The sequence below is a fragment of the Mycobacterium sp. NPDC004974 genome (assembly GCF_053600815.1).
The window spans coordinates 119,710-143,013 of sequence record NZ_JBSGAQ010000002.1 but is presented as its reverse complement, the minus strand read 5'-3'; the positions used below and the strand labels follow the sequence as shown (position 1 = coordinate 143,013).

20 protein-coding genes and 1 riboswitch are annotated in these 23,304 nt (G+C 67.2%); of the genes, 11 read left to right on the top strand and 9 right to left on the bottom strand.

Features of this window, described 5'->3' with window-relative positions:
- Positions 1–25: 25 nt before the first annotated feature.
- The 3 genes from ACWEFV_RS05655 to ACWEFV_RS05645 are packed head-to-tail and all read right to left on the bottom strand — an operon-like array spanning position 26 to position 2,945.
- Positions 26–784, bottom strand: coding sequence for an ABC transporter ATP-binding protein (locus ACWEFV_RS05655; RefSeq protein ID WP_450069378.1), 759 nt, complete (start codon positions 782–784; stop codon positions 26–28).
- Positions 784–1,623 carry an ABC transporter permease gene (locus ACWEFV_RS05650; RefSeq protein WP_450069377.1) on the bottom strand — a complete coding sequence of 280 codons (840 nt, stop codon included), beginning with the start codon at positions 1,621–1,623 and terminating at the stop codon, positions 784–786. The genes ACWEFV_RS05655 and ACWEFV_RS05650 overlap by 1 nt, the downstream gene beginning before the upstream one ends.
- Positions 1,620–2,945, bottom strand: a complete 1,326-nt coding sequence (locus tag ACWEFV_RS05645; RefSeq protein ID WP_450069376.1) for an aryl-sulfate sulfotransferase — start codon at positions 2,943–2,945, stop codon at positions 1,620–1,622. Before ACWEFV_RS05645 ends, ACWEFV_RS05650 begins: the two co-directional genes overlap by 4 nt.
- 188 nt (positions 2,946–3,133) lie before the next feature.
- Here ACWEFV_RS05645 and ACWEFV_RS05640 point away from each other — a divergent pair, with 188 nt between their 5' ends.
- Positions 3,134–4,105, top strand: a complete 972-nt coding sequence (locus tag ACWEFV_RS05640) for a LacI family DNA-binding transcriptional regulator (protein WP_450069375.1) — start codon at positions 3,134–3,136, stop codon at positions 4,103–4,105.
- Positions 4,106–4,129: 24 nt separating this feature from the next.
- Here ACWEFV_RS05640 and ACWEFV_RS05635 read toward each other — a convergent pair whose 3' ends face one another.
- From ACWEFV_RS05635 to ACWEFV_RS05625, 3 genes are all read right to left on the bottom strand, one after another.
- Entirely contained in the window at positions 4,130–5,233 is a 1,104-nt protein-coding gene (locus ACWEFV_RS05635) for a DUF4272 domain-containing protein (RefSeq protein ID WP_450069374.1), read from the bottom strand.
- Positions 5,234–5,365: 132 nt separating this feature from the next.
- A complete protein-coding gene (locus ACWEFV_RS05630; protein WP_450069373.1) occupies positions 5,366–5,743 on the bottom strand; it encodes a TetR-like C-terminal domain-containing protein in 378 nt (125 codons plus the stop codon).
- 22 nt (positions 5,744–5,765) lie between these two features.
- Positions 5,766–5,978: a TOBE domain-containing protein gene (locus ACWEFV_RS05625; RefSeq protein WP_450069372.1), complete on the bottom strand. Its 213-nt coding sequence runs from the start codon at positions 5,976–5,978 to the stop codon at positions 5,766–5,768.
- Positions 5,979–6,146: 168 nt separating this feature from the next.
- Here ACWEFV_RS05625 and speB point away from each other — a divergent pair, with 168 nt between their 5' ends.
- The 8 genes from speB to lpdA all read left to right on the top strand — a co-directional run bounded on the left by speB (position 6,147) and on the right by lpdA (position 16,777).
- Positions 6,147–7,148 (top strand): agmatinase, encoded by a 1,002-nt coding sequence (gene speB / locus ACWEFV_RS05620; protein WP_135451982.1) that lies wholly within the window; start codon positions 6,147–6,149, stop codon positions 7,146–7,148.
- Between the two features lie 122 nt (positions 7,149–7,270).
- Positions 7,271–7,363, top strand: a riboswitch (glycine riboswitch).
- Between the two features lie 53 nt (positions 7,364–7,416).
- Positions 7,417–10,290, top strand: coding sequence for an aminomethyl-transferring glycine dehydrogenase (gene gcvP / locus ACWEFV_RS05615; RefSeq protein ID WP_450069371.1), 2,874 nt, complete (start codon positions 7,417–7,419; stop codon positions 10,288–10,290).
- Positions 10,287–11,396, top strand: coding sequence for a glycine cleavage system aminomethyltransferase GcvT (gene gcvT, locus ACWEFV_RS05610; RefSeq protein WP_450069370.1), 1,110 nt, complete (start codon positions 10,287–10,289; stop codon positions 11,394–11,396). The genes gcvP and gcvT overlap by 4 nt, the downstream gene beginning before the upstream one ends.
- A 13-nt stretch (positions 11,397–11,409) precedes the next feature.
- A complete protein-coding gene (gene gcvH / locus ACWEFV_RS05605) occupies positions 11,410–11,808 on the top strand; it encodes a glycine cleavage system protein GcvH (RefSeq protein WP_450069369.1) in 399 nt (132 codons plus the stop codon).
- Between the two features lie 2 nt (positions 11,809–11,810).
- A complete protein-coding gene (gene glyA, locus ACWEFV_RS05600; protein ID WP_450069368.1) occupies positions 11,811–13,079 on the top strand; it encodes a serine hydroxymethyltransferase in 1,269 nt (422 codons plus the stop codon).
- Between the two features lie 2 nt (positions 13,080–13,081).
- Positions 13,082–14,467, top strand: coding sequence for an L-serine ammonia-lyase (locus tag ACWEFV_RS05595; protein WP_450069367.1), 1,386 nt, complete (start codon positions 13,082–13,084; stop codon positions 14,465–14,467).
- 4 nt (positions 14,468–14,471) lie between these two features.
- A complete protein-coding gene (lipA, locus tag ACWEFV_RS05590; RefSeq protein ID WP_450069366.1) occupies positions 14,472–15,413 on the top strand; it encodes a lipoyl synthase in 942 nt (313 codons plus the stop codon).
- The gene (gene lpdA, locus ACWEFV_RS05585) at positions 15,410–16,777 is read left to right on the top strand and encodes a dihydrolipoyl dehydrogenase (RefSeq protein ID WP_135451996.1); all 1,368 of its coding nucleotides are present in this window, start codon (positions 15,410–15,412) and stop codon (positions 16,775–16,777) included. The genes lipA and lpdA overlap by 4 nt, the downstream gene beginning before the upstream one ends.
- 514 nt (positions 16,778–17,291) lie before the next feature.
- Here the strand turns inward: lpdA and ACWEFV_RS05580 are convergent.
- The 3 genes from ACWEFV_RS05580 to ACWEFV_RS05570 are packed head-to-tail and all read right to left on the bottom strand — an operon-like array spanning position 17,292 to position 19,840.
- Complete coding sequence (locus ACWEFV_RS05580; RefSeq protein WP_450069365.1) at positions 17,292–18,077, bottom strand: creatininase; 786 nt, start codon at positions 18,075–18,077, stop codon at positions 17,292–17,294.
- Between the two features lie 18 nt (positions 18,078–18,095).
- Positions 18,096–18,896: an SDR family NAD(P)-dependent oxidoreductase gene (locus ACWEFV_RS05575; protein ID WP_450069364.1), complete on the bottom strand. Its 801-nt coding sequence runs from the start codon at positions 18,894–18,896 to the stop codon at positions 18,096–18,098.
- A 26-nt stretch (positions 18,897–18,922) separates the two neighbouring features.
- Positions 18,923–19,840, bottom strand: a complete 918-nt coding sequence (locus ACWEFV_RS05570) for an NAD-dependent epimerase/dehydratase family protein (protein WP_135452000.1) — start codon at positions 19,838–19,840, stop codon at positions 18,923–18,925.
- 184 nt (positions 19,841–20,024) lie between these two features.
- Between ACWEFV_RS05570 and ACWEFV_RS05565 the strand changes: the two genes are divergently transcribed.
- Both ACWEFV_RS05565 and ACWEFV_RS05560 read left to right on the top strand, forming a co-directional pair.
- Positions 20,025–21,527 carry a PucR family transcriptional regulator gene (locus ACWEFV_RS05565; RefSeq protein WP_450069363.1) on the top strand — a complete coding sequence of 501 codons (1,503 nt, stop codon included), beginning with the start codon at positions 20,025–20,027 and terminating at the stop codon, positions 21,525–21,527.
- A gap of 146 nt (positions 21,528–21,673) precedes the next feature.
- Positions 21,674–23,299 carry a GMC family oxidoreductase gene (locus ACWEFV_RS05560; RefSeq protein ID WP_450069362.1) on the top strand — a complete coding sequence of 542 codons (1,626 nt, stop codon included), beginning with the start codon at positions 21,674–21,676 and terminating at the stop codon, positions 23,297–23,299.
- Positions 23,300–23,304 lie beyond the last annotated feature (5 nt).

Genomic DNA, 23,304 nt, shown 5'->3' with positions numbered 1-23,304 from the left:
TGGGTTCCTTTGTGGGGGTGGGGGATCAGTGGACGGCGTGGTCGATGCCGAGCTGGTGGTGCAGGGTCTTGCGGATCTCGCTGTAGCCGGGTTGATCTGCCAGCGCGTCGGCCGGCCGGGGGCGACTCAACGGGTTGGTGATCTGATCGGCGATCTGCCCGTCGCGCAGCACACTGACGGTGTCGCCGAGCCGGATCGCCTCGTCGATGTCGTGCGTGACGAAGACGATCGTGCGGTTCAACCGCGTCCACAGATCGATCAGCAGATCCTGCATGCGCAGCCGGGTGAGTGCATCGAGCGCCGCGAACGGTTCGTCCATCAGCATCACCGTCGGCTCCCCGGCCAGCACGCGGGCGATGCTGACCCGTTGCCGCATACCGCCGGACAGCTCACCGGGGCGCTGGGTGGCCACCTCGTCCCGCAGGCCCACCAAGTCCAGCAGTTCGTGAATCTTTTCCCGGCGCTCAGGTTTTGACAGCCGCCGGGCGGCCAGGGCGAAGTCGATGTTGTCGGCGACCGACATCCACGGGAACAGCACATCGCGTTGGAAGGCGACGCCGCGCCGGGGATGCGGTGCGGTGACCGCCTCGTCACTGTCGGTCACCGATCCGGCGGTCGCGATGATGAGCCCGGCCAGACAGTGCAGCAGTGTCGATTTGCCGCTGCCCGAGGCGCCGACGAGGACGGAGAACGACCCGTCGGGAATGGTCAGGGAAATGCCCTTGAGCGTCGGCCCCTGCTTGCCGGGGAACTGCACCACGAGGTCGTGGGTCTGGATGGCCATCAGCGCTCCTCTTGAGCCCAACGGGTGAACGGGGACGTGACCGAGGCGACCAGCAGGTCGCACAGCGCGCCGACGATGCCAAGGATGATCAGGCAGAAGATCAGCCGGTCGGCCTGGGAGAAGAGCTGTGCCTGGGAGATCCGGTACCCGATACCCGCGGTGGTGCCGGTCATCTCGGCCACCACGATGAGCACGAAGGCCATCGCAGCCCCCACCCGCAGACCCGATGCGATGTCGGGGGCGGCTTCGGGCAGCACCACCTTGGACAACGTCTGCCAGCGGCCGGCACCCAGGCACCGGGCAGCCTTCAGATAGTCGACCGGTGTGCTCGCCAAACCGGAGTGGCTGTTGATCCACACCGGGACGAAGACACCGAGTGCTATCACCAGCAGCTTGCTGTTCTCGCCGAGCCCGAACCACAGGATCGCCAAGGGGACAAGGCCGATCGTCGGGATCGGCGAGAACACCCGGAGCACAGGTTGCAGCAGGTTGCGCCCCGGCTTGGTGGTCGCGGTGAACACCGCGACGACGATCCCGGCGGCGGCACCGATCGCGAAACCGACTGCCGCCCTGCGCAAACTGGCGACGATGTCGTCGGCCAGCAGGCCCTCGGTCCACAGGGTCTGCCCGGCGGCGAGGATCTCGGGCACGCTCGGGAACAGCTGCCGCGGGAACCGTCCGGTCGCCACGATCAGCGACCACAACGCCGCGGCGATCCCAAGGCCGGCGACCGTCCAACCCAGGACACCCAACCGCGCGAACGCCGACCGCACCCGGGCCGGGCCCGGGTATCGGCGCGCGCTCGCCGCCGGTGTCCGGACGGCCAAACCGGCTGTCATGGACGGCTTCCCGCTTCGGTGCCTACTGCGCGCAGCGGTTCGCGCGGGGTACCCGCGGGCACCCAGTCGAACGGCACGGCCTGCGACCGGTATACGAGCGCGGTCTGGGTGAGCCGGTCGACCCCGGGCACCCTGGTCTGCTTGACCTCGGGCTCACCGGCCACGCCAAGGCCCTGGTACGGGCTGTGGTACTCCCACACCACATCGCCGTCGGGCGTGACCTGGAACAGCCGCCCCTGCATCCCTTCGGTGATCAGGGTGTTGCCGTTGGGAAGCCGCTGGGCATTGCTGACGAACGAACTGAAGAAGGTCCAGGACGGTAGGCCCGAGTCTTCAGCGGTGTACTGCCACACGATTTCCTTGGTGGCGGGGTCGATTTCGAGAATTCTGGATCCGGCGTAGATGCCCAGCGGTGCGGCCGGGTACCCGGCGCCGCCCTGGTTGTCGAACACCAGGATGTTGCCTTCCCCGGGAAGGCCCGCGGCGATCATGTGCGGGTTGTGCTGCCCGGAGGTCTGATCGACCGGACGTGGGACCTTGTGCACGTTGATCCGCTGGTGCTGGGCGCCGGGCTCGGCGTCGTAGTAGGGACCCAGCTGCCAGGCGATGGTTCCGGACGACTTGTCGATCAGCGCGATGATGTTGGCCTTGCGGAAGCTGATCAGGATGTTGTCGGGGTGGAAGACCGAGTCCGGATCGTCGATGTACCACCGGTTGGGCCCAAGGGTCTTGGCGCTGTTCATCTCCAGATAACCCCAGGGATCGTCGGGGTCGCGAGCGACGGTCTGGCGCAGCGCGTCCCATCCGGCCTCGGAGAATCCGAACTCGTCGAGGTGGTCGCCGGCCAGCCACTGCCAGACGATCTCACCCTCGGGTGTGACCTCGTAGAGTCCTTGGTCGCCCACGGTGTGCTCGCCGAGAGCGGTTACCACCCGGGGAACGGTGACCAGGATCAGGCGATTGCCGTTGGGCAGCAGCTCCCAGTCGTGGTTCTGCCGGGCCGCGCCACCAGGTGCCTGCGTGCCCCACTCCCAGACGACCTCGCCGTTCCAGTCGAGTTGGCCGACGGTGCCGTTGGCGTAGATGCCGCCACGAGCGTCTCCGCTGTCGGACAGCTGCACCCCGACGTCGCCGAGGCGCCCGCCGTTGAGCGCAGGGTCCAGAATGCGCGGTGGCACACCGGCATACGGCCACTCGTGCACCACGGTGCCGTTGAGGTTGATCACCCGGGTCGTTCCGTCGGCGCCGGTGAACAGGATGTAGCTGTCGTGGACAAGTTCGGGATCGAGGTAGCTGACTCCACTGAGACGTACGAATGCCATGTCAGTCACTCCACCAACGTCCGGTTACAACCACGGGTCCTCCTCGTTACGGTTCTAATCGATTAGCGTGAGGCAGGCGAAGCGTGGGCGGAACCGTCACAATCGAGGTGATTGAAACTCTTTCGAGCGGTCATCGACGAGCGGAGGGTCCAGCCGTTGTGAGTGGGAAACGTCCGACACTGGCAGATGTGGCCAGCCGCGCCGGCACCTCGACGGCGGTGGTGAGCTACGTGCTCAACAACGGTCCGCGTCCGGTGTCAGAATTATTGCGGGCCAAGGTGATCAGTGCGATCGACGAGCTGAACTACCGGCCCGATGTGCGGGCCAGGGCGCTGCGCCGGTCGCGGCGATGGCGGCAGATCGGCCTGTTGGTCCCCGACCTCACGTTGCCTCTGTTCGGCGAGTTCGTGGGGCGGATCGAGATCGAAGCCCGGGCGCGCGACCACCTGACCTTGATCGGTAACACCGGTTACGACCCCGAGCGGGAACTTGAGTTCGCCGCCGCGTTCTCCGAGGTCGGTGTCGACGGACTGCTGGTGGTCGGTGCCGCGAACGCTCCGCAAACGGCGAATCTCTGTCGGCAGGAACGTATTCCGGTGGTGTGGATGCACAACGTCCGCGGTGAGGTGGAAGCCGACATCGTCGGGGTTGATCACGTGAATGCCGGCGAACTCGTCACCCGGCACCTCCTGGAGGTCCATGGTTGTCGTGACATCGCGTTCGTCGGCGGTTTCACCGAGGACGATGTCCAGCACGGTGACCGCGAAACCGTGCAGCAACGGTTCGAGGGCGTCGCCTCCGCCGTGGGGCAGGATCTCCCGCTCATCCGGACCGATCTCACCCCGGCCGGCGCGTACGCCGCGGTCGGCGAGTTTCTGCGTGGCGGGCAACGCGTGCCGCAGGCGCTGGTGGTCGGAACATTCGGCCAGGCCGCCGCGACGGTCCGTGCACTGGTCGATGCCGGACTGCGCGTGCCCGAGGACATCCGGGTGGTCGGCTTCGACGGCGCCGCCGTCGACTATGGGCAGTTGCGGCTCACCGCGATCCAACAACCTGTCGACGCGCTCGCCCGCCTGGCGTTGGGCCGATTGCTCGGGGATCACTCCGACGACGACATCACGCCGACGCTGCGGGTGGGGGAGACCTGCGGGTGCGAGTGAGCTAGGCCTTGCTGGGCGCCGGATTCAGGTGGGCGTATCCACCTCGTCCCAGGCGCTGTCCTCGAATCGCACCAGCCAGTTCAGCGCGTAGTGGCGCTCGACGACCACACCGCGGTCCAGGCCCTCCGGCGCGGGCAATTCCTTGAGCTGCGCCTGGCGCACAAGCCAATGAAGCCGATAGTGCAGATCGAGCGCGTCCAGGATCTCGCTGCCGGAGCGCATGCGCATTGCGCCCAGGACACCCTGAACATCCGTCGCATCGAGCATGGTGCGCGTGGCGCGGGGGACGTCGCAGATCGCATCGGGGAACGGCAGGACATCGAGCAGGCCCATGGCCCACTGCAGCACGGCAAGGCACTCGTAGCGCCAACCGAACTGGGCGACCTCCGACTGGGTCGGCGCCTGATCGAATAGGAAGGCACGTTCCTTGGGCGTGAGCGCGGCCTCGGCCGATGGCAGCCGCTGCAGCAAGGTGTCCAGCGGCAGCGCCTCGCCGCTGGCCATCGACTCGGCACGCACCGCTACCGCCAGCAATGCAAAGGCCCGCTCGGCAATCTCCTGCGGCGTGCGCTGCCGCAGTTCAGGCTCCGAGATCAGCGGCGGCAGGGATGCGGAGGGCGACAGATTTCTCGCCGCCAGTTCGGCCTCGGTCCGCGCCTTACGCTGCCATGCCTGATCGGGGTAGGGCAGCGCGGCGCCCGGGTCGGCCTCGGCACCGCCGGCGGACAACAGCACGCGCCCTTGCGGATCGCGGATACCGCCATCAGGCAGGACCACGATCGCATTTGCGCGCTGCGCCCACTGCGCCAGCGCATCGAGCTGCGCTTCATCGATGGTCAGGCTCCAATGCTGCTGCACGCGTTGCAGGTGCCGCATGACGTGATAGCGAGTGCGCGTCATCTGGCCATCTCCGCGACTCAGTACATAGCCCGCGAATCCCGCCAGGTGCTGCGCAAGCTCCGGATCGGAAAGGTCGCGGTGGCCGTTCAAGGCATGCGGGAAACCGGGCACCGGAACATCGCTGCGGGTGCAGTACGCATTGACCAGCACGCCATCGCCGTCCGGCTCACTGTCCACGTGATCCGGTTTCGACGGAACGCCCTTCAGGCGCGCAAGCAGCCTCTTCATCCATGGACTCCCTCTGGTGATTCGAAGGCCAGCGGCTCTGCCCGCCGATGCTCGCACAGCATGGCGCGCGAGATGCCGAGCAGGCGTGAGATGGCCAGCTTTTTGCCGCCGGTGGCTGCGGGTGCACGTGAGCTAGGCGGGAAGCAATCCCCGCAGAGCGGTTCGGGCCAGCCGGCGGGCGTTCTCCTCGGTGAGCACACAATGCCCCGTCATGCGGCGGAAGATGAGCGGCCCGAACAGGATGTCGATGACGTCATCGATCGCGATGTCCGCGTCGGCGTCGCCGCGCTCCACCCCGCGCTGCCACAGTTCGGTGATCGCCGCGCGTCGGCCACCGAGGAAGTACTCGCAGAAATACGCTGCGCCCGTTTGATCTTCGACGCACGCCGCAAGCAGCTGGGCGAATACTTCACCGCGGGCACTGGCGTAGAACGCCGACACGCGTACCACTTGCTCGGTGAGATCGACTGAGGTGCTGCCGGTATCGGGCAGTGGCAGTGCCTCGGCCATCATGGTTCCGAATTCCCCGACGTCAGTCGACGCCGAGCATCACCTCGGTGGACTTGACCAGCACCGTCGCCGCGGTGCCCGGCGCCAGGCCCAGCTCCTCGATGGCCTCCTTCGTGATGGAGGCCGTGACGATCTGGTCACCGCCGTCGAGCTTGACCTTCACGGTCGCCATGACGGCGCCGATCGTGACCTCGGTGACCGTGCCGGTGAGCTGGTTACGGGTGGACAGACGCATCGCGGACCTCCATCGATCAATGGCTGACGTGCGGCTCTGACGATAGTGATTGTGCAATTGCTCAAAGGGACTCGTCAGTGTTTGGGCATTATCTGCTCGCTACGGGTGTGCGCCGGGAGTGATGCTGACTCTCAACAAACCGGCGAGTCGAAAGGCTGGAAACCACAGATGAGCACGCAGAACGGCATCATCGGCGCACTGCCCGCCACCAAGGTCCCCCGCTACGCCGGGAAGGGCACCTTCGCCCGGATCGCCGACATCCACGAGGTGTCCGACTATGACATCGCGATCCTCGGCGTGCCCTTCGACGGCGGCACTTCCTACCGGCCCGGTGCCCGGTTCGGTCCGATGGCCGTCCGCCAGGCCGCGCGCACGCTTCGCCCCGGCTATCACGTCGAACTCGGCGTCGCGCCGCTCGACCATGTGCAGGTTGTCGACGCCGGCGACGTCGCGGTCACGCCGTACAACATCGCCGAGGCCTGCCAGCAGATCCAGGATCATGCCTCCGACATCCTGGCCGGCGGCGACCGCCGGATCGTGTCGATCGGCGGTGACCACACCATCGCGCTGCCGAACCTGCGGGCCCTGCACGCCAAGCACGGTCCCGTCGCGCTGGTCCACTTCGACGCCCACCTGGACACCTGGGACACCTACTTCAACGCCCCGGTCACCCACGGCACGATCTTCCGGCGGGCGTTCGAGGAAGGGCTGCTCATCGAGGATCACTCGATCCACGTCGGCATCCGCGGCCCGATCTACGACCAGATCGACCTCGACGACGACGCCCGCATGGGGTTCAAGATCATCCGGGCCGGTGACCTCGACGTGATCGGCACGGACGCGGCCGTCGACGTGGTGCGCCGCCGGGTCGACGACCTCCCGGTGTACCTGTCGATCGACATCGACGTGCTCGACCCGGCCTTCGCCCCGGGCACCGGCACTCCCGAAGCCGGTGGCCTCACCTCGCGCGAACTGCTGAAGATGCTGCGCAAGATGTCCGGGCTCAACATCGTCGGCGCCGACGTCGTCGAGGTGGCCCCCGCCTACGACCATGCCGAGATCACGACCGTGGCAGCGGCCACCGTGGTGTTCGACATCGTGTCGCTCATGGTCGCTGGACGGGTGTCAAATCTGCCCGTCAACGGAGAAGTTGCGGCCACAGCGCCGTAATCGAGTAGCATCCGTCACATAACTCAATACGTCGTTGACGCATTGTGGGAGAACCTCCGATTCCGGAGGCGCCGTAGGAGCAACTCCTCCCCGGGAATCTCTCAGGCCCAATACCGCAGTGTCGAGACAACTCTGGAGAACAGCGCTATCGCGCTTACCGAAGGGGACAAGCGCAACGCGCTAAAGCTCTCAGGTTTCAGGACAGAGCGGGGAGGTGTCACTTCACGACGCATCGTGTAATCGCGATGCCCGAAACCGGAGTCACCTCATGCCTGAGTGCACCGCAATTGTCAACGACGACAGCTCTTTTCGCGACCGCCACATCGGCCCCGACCGTGTGGGCGAGCGGCACATGCTGGACGCTCTCGGGTTCGCAACCACCGATGAGTTGATCGACAGCGCGGTGCCGCAGCAGATCCGCTGCCCCGAAGACTTGCGGCTGCCCGCCGCGCGGTCCGAACAGCAGGTGCTCGCGGCGCTGCGCGAGCTGGCCGACCGCAATCAACAGCGGATTCAGATGATCGGTCTGGGGTATTCCGACACCATCACTCCCGCTGTCCTGCGCCGCAACATGCTCGAGTCGCCTGCCTGGTACACCGCCTACACGCCGTACCAGCCGGAGATCTCGCAGGGCCGACTGGAGGCGCTGCTCACCTTCCAGACGTTGATCGAAGACCTCACCGCGTTGCCGGTGGCCGGTGCATCGCTGCTGGATGAGGCCACCGCGGTGGTGGAGGCGATGCTGTTGATGCGACGGGCCAACAAGTCCGTGTCGTCCAACCGTGTGGTTCTGGACGCCGATTGCCTGCCGCAGACGCTCGCGGTGGTGCGCGGGCGGGCCGAGGCCGTCGGCATCGAGGTCGTGGTCGCCGATCTGACCGAGGCGCTGCCGGACGGTGACGCCTTCGGTGTGGTCTTCCAGTCCCCGGGTGCGAGCGGACTGGTCCGTGACCTCGCCCCGCTCATCGCCGCGGCGGGCGAACGCGGCATGCTCACCACGGTCGCCGCCGACCTGCTGTCGCTGACCCTGATCACGGCCCCCGGCGAGCAGGGCGCGGACATCGCGGTCGGCTCGGCTCAGCGATTCGGCGTGCCGCTGTTCTTCGGCGGACCCCACGCCGGGTACATGGCGGTGCGATCCGGTTTGGAGCGCATGCTGCCCGGCCGCCTGGTCGGCGTATCGGTCGATGTCGACGGCAAGCCCGCCTACCGGCTCGCACTGCAGACCCGTGAGCAGCACATCCGCCGCGACAAGGCGACCAGCAACATCTGCACCGCGCAGGCATTGCTGGCCAACGTCGCCGCCATGTATGCCGCCTACCACGGACCGGAAGGGTTGCGCGCCATCGCAACCCGTGTCCACCGGCACGCCGCCGCGCTGGCCGACGGTCTGCGGGCCGCCGGTCGCGAGATCGTCCACGACGGGTTCTTCGACACCGTGCTGGTGCGTGCCCCGGGCACCGCTCATGAGATCGTGGCGGCGGCCGACCGGGTCGGTATCAACCTGCGGCTGGTCGACGCCGAACACGTCGGCATCTCCTGCGACGAGTGCACCACCGACGAGGTCGTCGGGCGCGTGCTCGACGTGTTCGGTGCATCGCCGGCAGCCGCCGATCATCTGTTCGCGCTTCCCGCCGACCTGCTGCGCACCTCGGAGTACCTGCAGCACCCCGTGTTTCATTCGCACCGGTCGGAAACGGCGATGCTGCGTTTCCTGCGCGAGCTCTCGGACCGGGATCTGGCACTGGACCGCACCATGATTCCGCTCGGATCCTGCACCATGAAGCTCAACGCCGCTGCCGAGATGGAGCCGATCAGCTGGCCCGGGTTCGCCGGTATCCACCCGTACGCGCCGGCCGAGCAGACCGCGGGTTACGTCGAGCTGATCGGAAACCTGGAAACCTGGCTGGCCGAGATCACCGGCTACGACCGGGTTTCGTTGCAGCCCAACGCCGGATCTCAGGGTGAGCTCGCCGGCCTGCTGGCCATCAACGGCTACCACCGGTCGCGCGGGGAGGACCACCGCGACGTCTGCCTCATCCCGCAGTCCGCACACGGCACCAATGCGGCCTCGGCGGTCCTGGCCGGGATGCGGGTGGTCGTGGTGAAGACGGCCGCCAACGGCAACATCGACCACGATGACCTGGAGGCCAAGCTGGCCGGCCACGACGGACAGGTCGCGGCGATCATGCTCACCTACCCGTCCACACACGGTGTGTACGAAACCGATGTCCGCACCGTGTGCGATCTCGTCCACCGCGCCGGCGGGCAGGTCTACGTCGACGGCGCCAACCTGAACGCACTGGTGGGGCTGGCCAAACCGGGCGAGTTCGGCGGCGACGTCTCACATCTCAACCTGCACAAGACGTTCTGCATCCCGCACGGTGGCGGTGGCCCGGGCGTCGGGCCCGTCGCGGTCCGCGCCCACCTGGCACCGTTCCTGCCCGGCGACCCGCTGCAGGACGGCCCGGCGCCGGTTTCGGCGGCCAACTACGGTTCGGCCGGCATTCTGCCGATCACCTGGGCCTACCTGGCGCTGATGGGTCCGGACGGATTGACCGCGGCCACCAAGGCCGCGGTGCTGGGCGCCAACTACCTCGCGAAGTCGTTGACCGGGCATTACCCGGTGCTCTACACCGGGGAGACCGGGTTGGTCGCGCACGAGTGCATCCTCGACCTCCGGGAGATCACCAAGCGCACCGGAGTGACCGCGGAGGACGTCGCAAAGCGGTTGATCGACTACGGTTTCCACGCTCCGACACTGTCCTTCCCGGTCAGCGGAACGCTCATGGTGGAGCCCACCGAATCCGAGGACCTGGCCGAACTGGACCGGTTCATCGCGGCGATGATCAGCATCCACGACGAGATCAGCCGCGTCGGCGCGGGGGAGTGGGCGCTCGAGGACAGCCCGCTGCGGCAGGCCCCGCACACCGCAGAACAGGTCACCGACGCCGAGTGGGGCCTGCCTTACAGCAGGCAGTACGCGGCGTATCCCGTTGCCTCCCTGCGGCTCAACAAGTACTGGCCACCGGTTCGCCGCATCGACGGCGTGCACGGCGACCGCAATCTCGCCTGCTCGTGCCCTGCACCCGAGGCGTTCCAGACCGACATCGCCGAGAGCCTTCAGGAGGTTTTTGCATGACCGACAACAACACCCCGGCTTCCCCGCTGCTCGACGAACATCGGGGACTGGGCGCCGCATTCACCGACTTCGCCGGGTGGGCAATGCCGCTGAAGTACGGCAGTGAACTGGCCGAGCACAAGGCGGTCCGTGAGACTGCCGGGCTGTTCGACCTGTCCCACATGGGCGAAATCTCGGTCACCGGACCCCAGGCCGCCGAGGCGCTGGACTTCGCGCTGGTCGGCGAGGCGTCCAAGATCGTTATCGGCCGGGCCAAGTACTCGCTCATGTGCGACGCCGACGGCGGGGTGATCGACGATCTGGTGGTGTACCGGCTCGGCGACGACCGCTTCCTGGTGGTCGCCAATGCCGCGAACGCCCCGACCGTGGCACGCGAATTGGCCGGACGCGCGGCACAATTCGACGCCGACGTCGACGACCAGTCCACCAGTACCGCACTGATCGCAGTTCAGGGGCCCGCAGCGGAAGGCATCGTGAGCTCACTGGTGCCGGACGAGCAGCTGGAACTGGTCGCGCACCTCAAGTACTACGCGGTGACTGCGGCACAGGTCGGCGGCATCGATGTGCTGTTGGCGCGTACCGGCTACACCGGCGAGGACGGCTTCGAGCTCTACGTGCCCAACGCGCAGGCCGTGGCGTTGTGGCGGTCCTTGCTGGCCGCCACCAGCGAGGTCGGCGGGCTGCCTGCGGGTCTGGCCTGCCGCGACACCTTGCGGCTCGAGGCCGGGATGGCGCTCTACGGACACGAGCTCACCCGCGAGCTCAACCCGTATGCGGCGGGCCTCGGCAAGGTGGTCCGCCTGGGTAAGGAGTTCATCGGACGTGAGGCGCTGCAAGGACTTTCCGAGCAGCCGGTCTCGCGCGTCCTGGTCGGGCTGAAGGGTGCAACCCGTCGCGCGGCCCGGGCCGGTTACACCGTCGAGAACGACGGGGCCGCGGTGGGAATGGTGACGTCAGGCGCGTTGTCGCCGACCCTTGGTTACCCGATCGCACTGGCCTACCTCGACACGGGTCTGGCCGAACCCGGAACCGTGCTGCAGGTCGACATCCGCGGCAACAAAGAGCAGTTCGAAGTCACCCCCGCCCCGTTCTACCGCCGCAGCTGAAAGGACCCCCGACATGACGAATCAGACAATCCCCGATGACCGTAGCTACACCGAGGAACACGAATGGGTGCTGATCGCCCCCGGTGCCGCACTGCCGGACACGCCGGTCAAGGTCGGCATCACCTCGGTCGCCGCCGCCGCGCTCGGTGACCTGGTGTTCCTCGACCTGCCCGAGGTCGGGTCGACCATCACCGCGGGCGAAAGCTGCGGTGAGGTGGAATCCACCAAGACCGTGTCCGAGCTGTATCCGCCCGTGACCGGCACCGTCACGGCAGTCAACACCGCAGCCGTCGACGATCCCGCCCTGGTCACCTCTGATCCGTACGGATCGGGCTGGCTGTTCGAGGTCCAGGCGACCGAGGCGGGAAACCTGTTGACCGCAGCCGAGTACACAGAGAAGAGCGAGGCCTAGCCATGAGCATCCTCGACGAACGCCTGGCCGACTTCGATCCCGAGATCTACTCGGCGATCGGCGACGAACTGCACCGGCAGCGGTTGGGCCTGGAGATGATCGCCTCGGAGAACCACGCACCGCTCGCGGTCATGCAGGCCCAGGGCTCGGTGCTGACCAACAAGTACGCCGAAGGGTATCCCGGCCGGCGCTACTACGGCGGCTGCGAACACATCGACGTGGTCGAACGGCTCGCCATCGACCGGGTGAAGTCGTTGTTCGGGGCGGAATTCGCCAATGTGCAACCACATTCGGGTGCCCAGGCCAACGCCGCGGTCATGCACGCGCTGATCAAGCCGGGCGACACGATTCTCGGCCTGTCCCTGGACTGCGGTGGGCACCTGACCCACGGCATGCGGCTGAACTTCTCCGGCAAGCTGTACAACGTCGCCGCGTACGGGGTGTCCAAGGAGGACTTCCTCATCGACATGGACGCCGTCGCCGAGGCGGCGCGCGAGCACAAGCCGCAGCTGATCATCGCCGGATGGTCGGCCTACCCGCGGCAGCTGGATTTCGCCCGGTTCCGTGAGATCGCCGACGAGGTCGGTGCCTACCTGATGGTCGACATGGCTCACTTCGCGGGCCTCGTCGCCGCCGGTCTGCACCCGTCGCCGGTGCCGCACGCCCACGTCGTGACCTCCACGACGCACAAGACTCTGGGCGGGCCCCGGGGCGGCGTCATCCTCACCAACGAGGCCGACATCGCCAAGAAGATCAACTCCGCGGTGTTCCCCGGCCAACAGGGCGGACCGCTGGAGCACGTCATCGCGGCCAAGGCGGTCGGATTCAAGATGGCTGCCCAGCCGGAGTTCGCCGAACGCCAACAGCGGGTCCTGCGCGGTGCGCGGATCCTGGCGGAGCGGCTGAGCCGGCCCGACGTGAAGGACGCGGGAATCACAGTCCTCACCGGCGGCACCGACGTGCACCTGGTGCTGGTGGATCTGCGTAACGCCGCGATCGACGGGCAGCAAGCCGAGGACCGGCTCGACGCCGTCGGCATCACCGTGAACCGCAACGCGGTGCCCTTCGATCCCCGGCCGCCGATGGTCACCTCCGGGCTGCGCATCGGCACCCCGGCGCTGGCCGCTCGCGGGTTCGGTGACGAGGACTTCGCGCGCGTCGCCGACGTCATCGCCGCCGCGCTGATCGCCGAGGCCGATGCCGACACCGAACAGCTTGCGGCGCAGGTTCGTACGCTGGCCGAGCAGTTCCCGCTGTACCCGGAGCTGTAGCCATGCCGGTCAGCGTGTTCGACCTGTTCTCGGTGGGGATCGGCCCGTCGAGCTCACACACCGTCGGCCCGATGCGGGCGGCCGGCATGTTCGTCGACGAACTTGCCGGGCGCGACATGGTCGATCGTGTCGCCGAGGTCAGGGTGGATCTGTTCGGCTCGCTGGCAGCGACCGGTGCCGGGCACGGCACGATGCCCGCCATCCTGTTGGGTCTCGAGGGCTATCGGCCCGAGACGATCGAGACCGACGAGATGGAACGGCGGTTGGCGACCATTCGCGCCGACGGGAAGATCCTGTTGGCCGGCCGGATCGTCATCGCGCTGACCGAATCCGATATGCATCTGGAGCCGGGCCGGCAGCTCGCCCAGCACCCGAATGCCATGACGCTGACGGCGTTTTCGGCCGGTGGTGACGTCGCGTACCGCGAGACGTACTTCTCGGTCGGTGGCGGTTTCGTCGTCACTGAAAGCGCGCCGGCCCAGCGGGAAGGGGCGGGAGCAGACGCCACCGGTTCCTTCCGTTCGGCCGCGGAGTTGCTGGCCCTGACCGAACGGGACGGGCTGTCGGTGAGCCAGGCGATGATGCGGCAGGAATGCGTGAACCGAAGCGAAGCCGACGTGCGGGAACGCCTTCTGCACATCCGCGACGTGATGGTCGCGTGCCAGGCCAACGGGATGGCCCGCGACGGCTATCTGCCCGGCAACCTGCAGGTCCGGCGGCGCGCCAGGGACTGGTTCGTGCGGCTCAATGCCGAAGACCCGCAGCGTGACCCGGCTTTCGCCGAGGACTGGGTGAACCTCGTGGCGCTGGCCGTCAACGAGGAGAACGCGTCGGGCGGACGGATCGTGACGGCGCCCACCAACGGTGCGGCCGGGATCATCCCGGCGGTTCTGCACTACGCGTTGCGCTACACCCCGGCCGGAATCGCCGACCCGGACGACACCACCGTCCGCTTCCTGCTGACCGCCGGGGCCATCGGATCGCTGTACAAGGAGCGGGCCTCGATCTCGGGTGCCGAGGTCGGTTGTCAGGGTGAGGTGGGCTCGGCGGCGTCGATGGCTGCCGGAGGACTGGCCGAAATCCTGGGTGGCACACCGCAACAGGTGGAGAACGCCGCCGAGATCGCCATGGAACACAGCCTCGGCCTCACGTGCGATCCGATCGGTGGCCTGGTGCAGATCCCGTGCATCGAACGAAATGCCATCTCGGCGGGTAAGGCGATCAACGCGGCCCGCATGGCGCTGCGCGGCGACGGCACCCACCGGGTGAGCCTGGACCAGGTCATCGAGACCATGCGTGCCACCGGAATGGACATGAGCTCCAAGTACAAGGAGACATCCATGGGTGGGCTGGCGGTCAACGTCGCTGTCAACATCGTCGAATGCTGAGGAAATGACCGTCACCCCAGAAGGCCGCCGGCTCCTGCGACTTGAGGTCCGCAACGCGCAGACCCCGGTCGAACGCAAACCGGCCTGGATGAAGACCCAGCTGCGGACCGGCCCGGAATACCGGGAGCTGGCCGCCCTGGTGCAGCGCAACGACCTGCACACCGTGTGTCAGGAAGCGGGCTGTCCCAACATCTTCGAATGCTGGGAAGCCCGGGAGGCGACCTTCCTGATCGGCGGCGACCAGTGCACCCGGCGCTGCGACTTCTGTCAGATCGCCACCGGCCGCCCCGAGCCGCTGGACCGGGATGAACCGCGGCGCGTGGCCGAATCCGTGGCCGACATGCAGCTGCGCTACGCCACCGTCACCGGGGTGGCGCGCGACGACCTGCCCGACGGCGGCGCCTGGTTGTACGCGGAGACCGTGCGTCAGATCCACGCGGCCTGCCCGGGCACCGGCGTCGAACTGCTCATCCCGGATTTCACCGGCACTCCCGAACAACTCGACGAAGTCTTCGATGCGGCACCGGAAGTGCTCGCGCACAATCTGGAAACCGTGCCGCGTATCTTTCGCCGGATCCGGCCGGGCTTCGACTATGAACGCTCGCTCGCAGTGATCGAGCGGGCCCGCAGTCAAGACTTGATCACCAAGTCGAACCTGATCCTCGGCATGGGGGAGACCACCGAGGAGATCGTTGCTGCCCTGCGGGATCTGCACGCTGCCGGCTGTCAACTGGTCACCATCACCCAGTACCTGCGGCCCACACCGCGGCACCACCCCATCGAACGCTGGGTCACCCCAGATGAATTCACCGAACTCGACGGCATCGCCCGCGAGATCGGTTTCCTCGGAGTGATGTCCGGCCCGCTGGTGCGTTCGTCCTACCGAGCGGGGTGGCTCTACACCCAGGCCCGTACCGCCATCGAACTTTCAAGGAGCGTCTCGTGAGCACAGCAGATATCGTCATCCTCGGCGGCGGCCCTGGCGGGTACGCGGCCGCGATCCGCGCGACCCAGCTCGGCTTGTCGGTCATCTTGATCGACGAGGCCCAGGTCGGCGGAACCTGCCTGCACCGCGGATGCATCCCCACCAAGGCTCTGCTGCATGCGGCCGAGGTCGCCGACAGCGCGCGCACGGCAGCGCAATTCGGGGTCAATGCGACCTTCGACAGCATCGACCCGGAGAAGCTGCACGGCTTCAAGAACACCGTGGTGTCACGGCTGCACAAGGGACTGTCCGGGCTGATCGACGCCCTGGGCATCACCGTCGTCAACGGCCGCGGCCGGCTGACCGGGCCCACCACCGTCGAGGTCGACGGCACCACCATCACCGGCAAATCGATCGTGCTGGCCACCGGATCGGCGCCGAAGCTCCCCGGACTCATCGCGCCCTCCGAGCGGGTGCTCACCAGCGATCAGGCCCTGGAACTGGAGACCATCCCCGAATCGGCGATCATCCTCGGCGGCGGCGTGATCGGCGTCGAATTCGCCAGTCTCTGGGCTTCGTTCGGCACCAAGGTGACCATCGTCGAAGCACTGCCACGGCTGGTGCCCAACGAGGACGCCGCCATTTCCACCTATCTGGAGCGGCTGTTCCGTCGTCGCCGCATCACCGCCAAGACCGGAGCCCGCGTCACCGCGGTCGCCACCGATCACGGCGACGTGCGAGTGACCCTGGAATCCGGCGACGAGTTGTCCGCCGATGTGCTGCTGGTTGCCGTCGGCCGGGCCCCGCGTACCGCCGATCTCGGGCTCGACGAGGCCGGGGTGACCCTCGACGGTGGGTTCGTGGTGACGGATGACGCGCTGCGTACCAGCGTGCCGAGCGTCTACGCGATCGGCGACATCGTCGGCGGACTCCAGTTGGCGCACCGGGCATTTCAGCAGGGCATCTTCGTCGCCGAGCAGATCGCCGGCCGCAACCCCCAGCCCGTCGCGGACCTCGGTATCCCACGGGTCACGTACTGCAACCCTGAGATCGCCTCGGTGGGGCTCACCGAGGAGGCGGCGCGGGAACGCTACGGCGACGGCGTGGAAACCGTCACCTACGACCTGGCCGGCAACGGGCGCAGCCAGATCCTCAAGGCGTCCGGCGCGATCAAGCTCGTCGTCGACCCGGCCGGTGCGGTTGCGGGCGTACACATGATCGGCCACGGGGTCTCGGAACTGATCGGCGAGGCCCAGATGCTGTACAACCTGGGTGTGAAGGCCGACGAGGCCGCTCGATTCGTGCACGCCCACCCCACCCAGAACGAGGCATTGGGAGAGGCGCTGATGGCTGTGTCCGGCGCGCCGCTTCACCTGCACGGCTGAGGATGCTGATGGCCGTGGCGGCCGGCGGGTGGCGAGTCACATCCGCCCCGGCAGCCACGGCCGTCGAAGCCTTATCCGATCTGCCCGCCTGTTAGCGACAATCCAGCGACAATCGCCAGATGGGCAACATCAGCCTCATCAAACGCATTGTCGCTGACCACTTCTGACGCACCAGCTCCACCGGTCTCGTCAACCTCACCAGTCCAGTGCCCGGCTATCAGCGACTCTGTCGCTAGTAGTCGGGCAACTCGAAATCCGTTGCATGCGTGGCTGATGAGGTGTCAGTGGTGTGAGTAGTGAGCGCCGACGTGACGGACGGTGCCCACGATAGGTGTGGGGCGATTGTCGCTGAAAAGTCGCGCATAGGCGGGCACAACGACACCCCATTGCTCAGCGGTGACTACTGGGACAAATGTGAATGGCGCGCCGCGACACATTTCGCGCGGCGCGCCATTACACAGGACCTACGCGGCACCTCCGCCACAGGATCTACGCGGCACCGCCACCACAGGATCTACGCGGCACCGCCGCGGCGGCCCCCGAACTCCTCATCCAAGATCGCCACCAACCGGTCGACCATCCACTCGGTGAGCATCTTGCCCTTGTCGGCGGTGGCCGCCTCAGGAGACGACAGAACACCACTGGCCGTGGACATCCGGGTGTCGATCGGCAGCACATCGTGGTTGACGACCCGCTCAGGTGCGTCGGCCTTGATGTGCTCGGTCCGTACCAGGTGCGGTGCGTGGTGCAGCAGCAGCGAGGTCTCGATGACGGCGGCATGCTCAAGCGCCAGACCCGGGAAGCCTTCGGGCCAGATGGCCTGCTGGCGGTCCACGGTGAAATCGGGGTTGGCGTCCTCCATCACCAGGATCTTCAGTTCCGGGTGCTTCTCGGAGATCAGGAACGCCGGCTCGTAGATGAAGCCGCTGTTCTCGTAATGCCAGTTGTACAGCACGATGTTGCGGAACCCGGCCCGCTTCAGCTCACTGAGGATGTCCTCGAGCAATGCGATGTAGGTGGTGGCCCGCAGCGACAGGGTGCCCGGGATATGTTGTCCGCCACCGCTACCCGGACGGCTGCGGTAGCCGAACGGAACGAACTGCCCGACGACCAGGTCGGTGCGACGGCTGGCCTCCTCCAGCAGCTTCTCGGGGATGAGCCAGTCGGTGCAGACCGGCAGGTGGTGGCCGTGCTGTTCGGTCGAACCGATCGGGATGGCGACCGGGATGTCGGCGCGGGCCGCCTCGGCGATCTCCGACCACGTCATGTCCCGGTACATCCGGGGCTTCTGCTCAGCCATAGTCAAACTCCTTGTAGGTCAGTTGTTGTGGGAGACGCCGATGTTGCCGGCGGGAATGCAGCTCGAGCGTCCGCCGTCGACGACGAGGTGGGTGCCGACGGCGTAGCTGGCGCGGTCGGACAGCAGGAACACCACGGCCTCGGCGATCTCCTGCGGTTCACCGAACCGTCCGACTGCGACGCTGGACTCGATCTCGGCGATCTCGGCCTCGGCGTCGGCGCTGTCCTCGAACTCGACCATGAGCAGCGGAGTGCGGGTGGTGCCGGGACACACGGAGTTGACCCGGATGCCCCAGGACGCCAGTTCCGCTGCGGCACTGCGGGTCATCGCCACGATGGCGCCCTTGGTCGCGGTGTAGGCGACGAAACCGGGCTGGCCCATGAGCGCGAGTTCAGAGCCGGTGTTGACGATGGCGCCGGCGCCCCGGGGCTGCATGACGCGGGCCGCCTCGCGCAGCACGTAGAACGACCCGGCCACGTTGATCGACATCAGATCGTCGAGGGCCTCGTCGGTGGTCTCGACAAGCGGCGCGACGCGGGATATTCCGGCGTTGTTGAGCACGGCATCAATCGGACCGAGTTGGGCTTCCACTTGTTCGAACGCCGCGCGCACCGCGGCCGAATCCCGCACGTCGACGCTGACCGGCAGGGCGCGCCTGCCGTGTCCTTCGACGAGCCGGACGGCCTCGGACAAATCGTCCTGCGGCCGGGCCAGCACCGCCACGTCGGCACCTTCGCGGGCCAGGGTGGCGGCGGTGGCCAGCCCGATACCTGAGGAGGCTCCGCTCACCAGGGCAATGCGGCCTGTCATCTCACCCATGTGCGTGTCCTTTTCGTTTCGTTCCGTCACAGCTTCTCGGTCGCCCGGATCCACTCGATCTGCTTCTCCAGGCCCTTCTCCAGCGTCCAGGCCGGCACGTAGCCGAGGTCGCGCTCCGACCGGCCCAGATCGAACTGGACCTGGCGGTCCCAGTCGGGCAGGTAGCCCGGGCCGATCTCGAACCGGGCATCGGGCAGGAACTTCTTCAGCAGGTCGGCGGTTTCGAAGACGGTCATGCGGTCGCCGCCCGAGACGAAGTAGGCCTGCTGGGTCAGGTTGGCGGTGGTGGACGCCAGCCGGGCAGCGGTGGCGACATCGTCGACGTAGACGAACTGGAACCCGTGATCACCACCGGATTCGAGGGCGAAGGTCTCGCCGCGCAGTCCGGCCCGGATCATGTCGCCGAGCAGGCTGGGCATCCACAAGCCCGGCCCGTACACCTCGGTGATGCGCAGCGACACGATTTCCATGTCGTAGAGCGAGTTGTACGTGCTGCCCAGCAACTCGCCCGCCACCTTGGTCACGCCGTAGACGGTGGTGGGGGCCGGCTTGATGTCTTCGGTGACCGGGCCGGCCTCGGTGATGTTGCCCAGGGCGCACTCCGAGGAGAAGAACACGATGCGACGGACGCCGGTCATCCGGGCTGCTTCGTAAACCGCAAGCGTGCCGTCGGCATTGGCGGCGAAGGTGGTGACCGGTAGTTCGATCGAGATCGCCGGGTGGCTCTGCCCGGCGGTGTGGATGATGCGGTCCACCTCGTAGGTGCGGAGGGTTTCGGTCAGGCGCGGGATGTCGAACAGTTCGCCGAGGACCGGTACTACCCCGTCGCGGGGGTCGACGGAGTAGTCCCGGTTGTACATGATGACGCGTTCGCCGCCGGCGAGCAGTTGGTCCACCAGGTGACGGCCGACGAAGCCGCGGCCGCCGGTGACGAGTGTGGTCATGGCAATCTTCCTCTATTGGTGGTAATTAGATTGTGCTGCAACATATTTGGTCGGAGCAGTTGGTGCTGGTTTGGCCGGCACGCATGTTCAGTGGTCCTGTGTGGACCAGAATGCCCCGCTGCTTGTCCCGCGACAACAGACGTATTGTCATACGTTTAGAGGGTGCCGTGGGTCATACTGTCGTATGTCCTTGACCGTGAGAGACGTGCTGGCGCACCCGTCGTTGCAGTCGGCCGGCCCCGCCGTGCTCAGCGGTGGCGACAACCTCGATCACCCCGTGCGCTGGGTTCATTCCACCGACCTCTACGACATCGCGGGCCTGCTGCGCGGCGATGAAGTGCTGTTGACCAACGGCGTCGGCCTCATCGATGTGGGCGAGGCCGGTCGCCGGCTGTACGTCCGGCGATTGGCCGAGCGAGGCGTGGCCGGGCTGTTCTTCGAGGTCGGAAGGACATTCGCGCAAGTACCGCCGGAGATGGTCGAGGAGGCGCTGCCGCTGGGGTTCCCGGTGGTCGAACTGGCGCCGACCCTCCGGTTCACCGAGGTGGCCGAGGCGGTCAACAGTGAGCTGATCAATCGCTCGGTCTCGCGGTTGCGCTACGCCGACGAGACGTCGCGGGCGCTGTCGGAAGCGCTGGCCCGGGGCGCGACCCTGAATGAACTGATCGATCAGGTCGCCTCGATGCTCGGGACGTCGGCCCGGCTGAGCGACTATGCGGGACGCGTCATGGTCGAGTCCAGCGCCGGCGACGGCTCCGGTACCGAGCGCTCCGAGGTACCGGTCATGGTCGACGGAACGGCATGGGGCCGGCTGTCGGTGGATCCGCAGGGCGTACCCGAACTGCTCTGCGCCGCCGTGCTCGACCGTGCGCCCACGGTGCTGGGGCTGTGCCTGATGCGGGAGCAGACGGGTATCGCGGGCACGCTCCGGGCGCAGCAGCTGGTGCTCGATCAGCTGGTGGCGAATCAACCCGTCGAACACAGCGCGCTGGAATCGCGGCTGCGCGCGGCGGGCATCGCGACGACGGGCCAACGCTACGTATGCGTCGCGATCGACCCGGAGCGCGTCGAATCGGTTGCCTCGGTGGCGGATGCCCTGATGGGTCAGGTCGGCCACGGCATCTTCGGCCTCGTCGACGGTCTGTTGTGCGGCGTGTTGGCCATGCCCGCCGGGGTGCCGTCGACCGAAGTCCTCGATGCCGTGCGCGAGGCCGCGCGCGTTGCCCGACTTCCACGAAACCGTCTGTGCGCCACAGCTAGTCGTGTGGTGGGCGAGATCGCCCTGCTGCCCAGGGCCATGGTGGAGGCGCGTGAGACGCTGCGGCTCGGTCAGGGGCTGAGGGAGGCCGGCCCGGTGATCGGCGTGCAGGCACTCGTGCTGGAGCGGCTGTTGGCCCACCACGGTGACGCCGATGCCATGCGCCAATTCGTCGACGACCAGATCGGCGCGCTGGAACGCAGCGACGGAGCCAAGGGGAGCGAGCTGGTCCGCACCCTGGAAGTGCTGATCGCGTGCGCGGGTAGCAAGGCGGAGGCCGCCAAACGCCTGCACATCCGCAGGCAGTCCCTCTACTACCGGCTCGACCAGGTGGCCCGGCTGCTCGAGGTCGACCTCGACGAGCCCGGGCAGTTGACCACCCTGGCGGTCGCCATTGCGGCCCGCCGGCTACAGCACATGTCCCGTTGAGGCGGCTGATCAGCCCAAACTGACAGGGCGTTGACAGTGTTTGTGCGCCTGCACAAGGCGGGTCCTGCACTTTGTGCGGATCAATTCTCGCCCTCCAAGGTGTGACGCACGCATCATTATTCGCACAGCAGCCCATCTGACCTGGAGTGCGACCAGTGAACACCCGAGAAATCCATGACGAACCCGACGTCCTGATCGTGGGGGCCGGAGCCTCCGGCGGGGTGGCGGCCCTCGAACTGGCCCGCCACGGACTCAAGGTCGTCTGCCTTGAGCAGGGCGACTGGAACCTGCCCGACGACTTCACCGCCGGCAAGCCGGAGTGGGAGCTCACCCGCCTCAAGCAGTGGAATGCCAGCCCCAACGTGCGGCAGAATTCCGCCGACTATCCGATCGACAGCACCGAGAGCCCCGTCGAACCGTTGATGTTCAACGGTGTGGGCGGCAGCACCATCATGTTCTCCGGACACTGGGTGCGCCCCATGCCGTCGGACTTCCGGGTCAAGACCCTCGACGGCGTCGCCGAGGACTGGCCGTTCACCTACGAGGATCTGCGGCCGTTCTTGGACGAGGTCACTCACCACATCGGGGCGTCCGGACTGGAAGGCGACCCGGCCTATCCGGACCCGCACACCTTCCCGCTGCCCCCGCTGCCGATCGGCAAGTACGGCCTGGTCGCGGCCAAGGGAATGAACAAGCTGGGCTGGCACTGGTGGCCCGCGCCGAACGCCATCGCCTCGCGCAAGTACAAGAACCAGGAAGCCTGCATGCGCTACGGCGCCTGCGAATCCGGCTGCCCCGTCGGCGCCAAGGCCAGTACCGACATCACCCACTGGCGTGACGCGATCAAGCTCGGGGTGCAGCTGGTCACCGGAGCCCGGGTCAGCCGAATCACCACGAACGACCGCGGACTGGCGACCGGTGCCGAGTACATCGACCGCGACGGCACGCTGCAGCATCAGGCCGCCCGGGTGACGGTGGTGGCGGCCAACGGAATCGGCACGCCCCGGCTGCTGCTGAACTCGGCCGAGGGCGGCCTGGCCAATTCGTCGGGCCTGGTCGGCAAGCGGCTGATGACGCACCCCTACGCCTCGGTCTACGGCGCGTACGACGAAGACATGGAGACCTGGCTCGGCCCGGCCGGCCAGGCCATTCAGTCCCTGCAGTTCTACGAGACCGACACCGACCGCGGATTCGTGCGCGGTGCGAAGTGGAACCTGATGCCGACCGGTGGCCCGCTGGCCCAGACGTTGTGGGAGCCCGGCGACAACTGGCGCGACGGCTTCGGCGCCAACTTCCATCCGCGGCTGGCGAGCACCTTCGGTCGCTACACCGAATGGGGCATCACCACCGAGGACCTGCCCGACGAATCCAACACCGTGACACTGGATCCCGACGTCACCGACTCCGACGGCATCCCCGCGGCCAAGATCCACTACGAGATCGGCGAGAACTGCCAGCGCATGCTCGAGTTCAACGTCGCGCGGGCCGTCGAGGCACACGAGGCCGCCGGAGCCGTTGACGTGCACCCGGTTCCGGTGGTTCGGCACAGTGCCTGGCACTTGCTGGGCACCACGAAGATGGGCACCGACCCGGCCACCTCCGTCGTCGACGAATGGTGCCGCACACATGACGTCCCGAACCTGTTCATCGTGGACGGCAGCACCATGGTCACGTCGACCGGTATGAATCCCACCGCCACCATCATGGCGGTCGCCCTGCGGTCCATGCGGCATCTGGCCGAGACCCGCTCCAGCATCCCGACTGCATTCTGAGGACC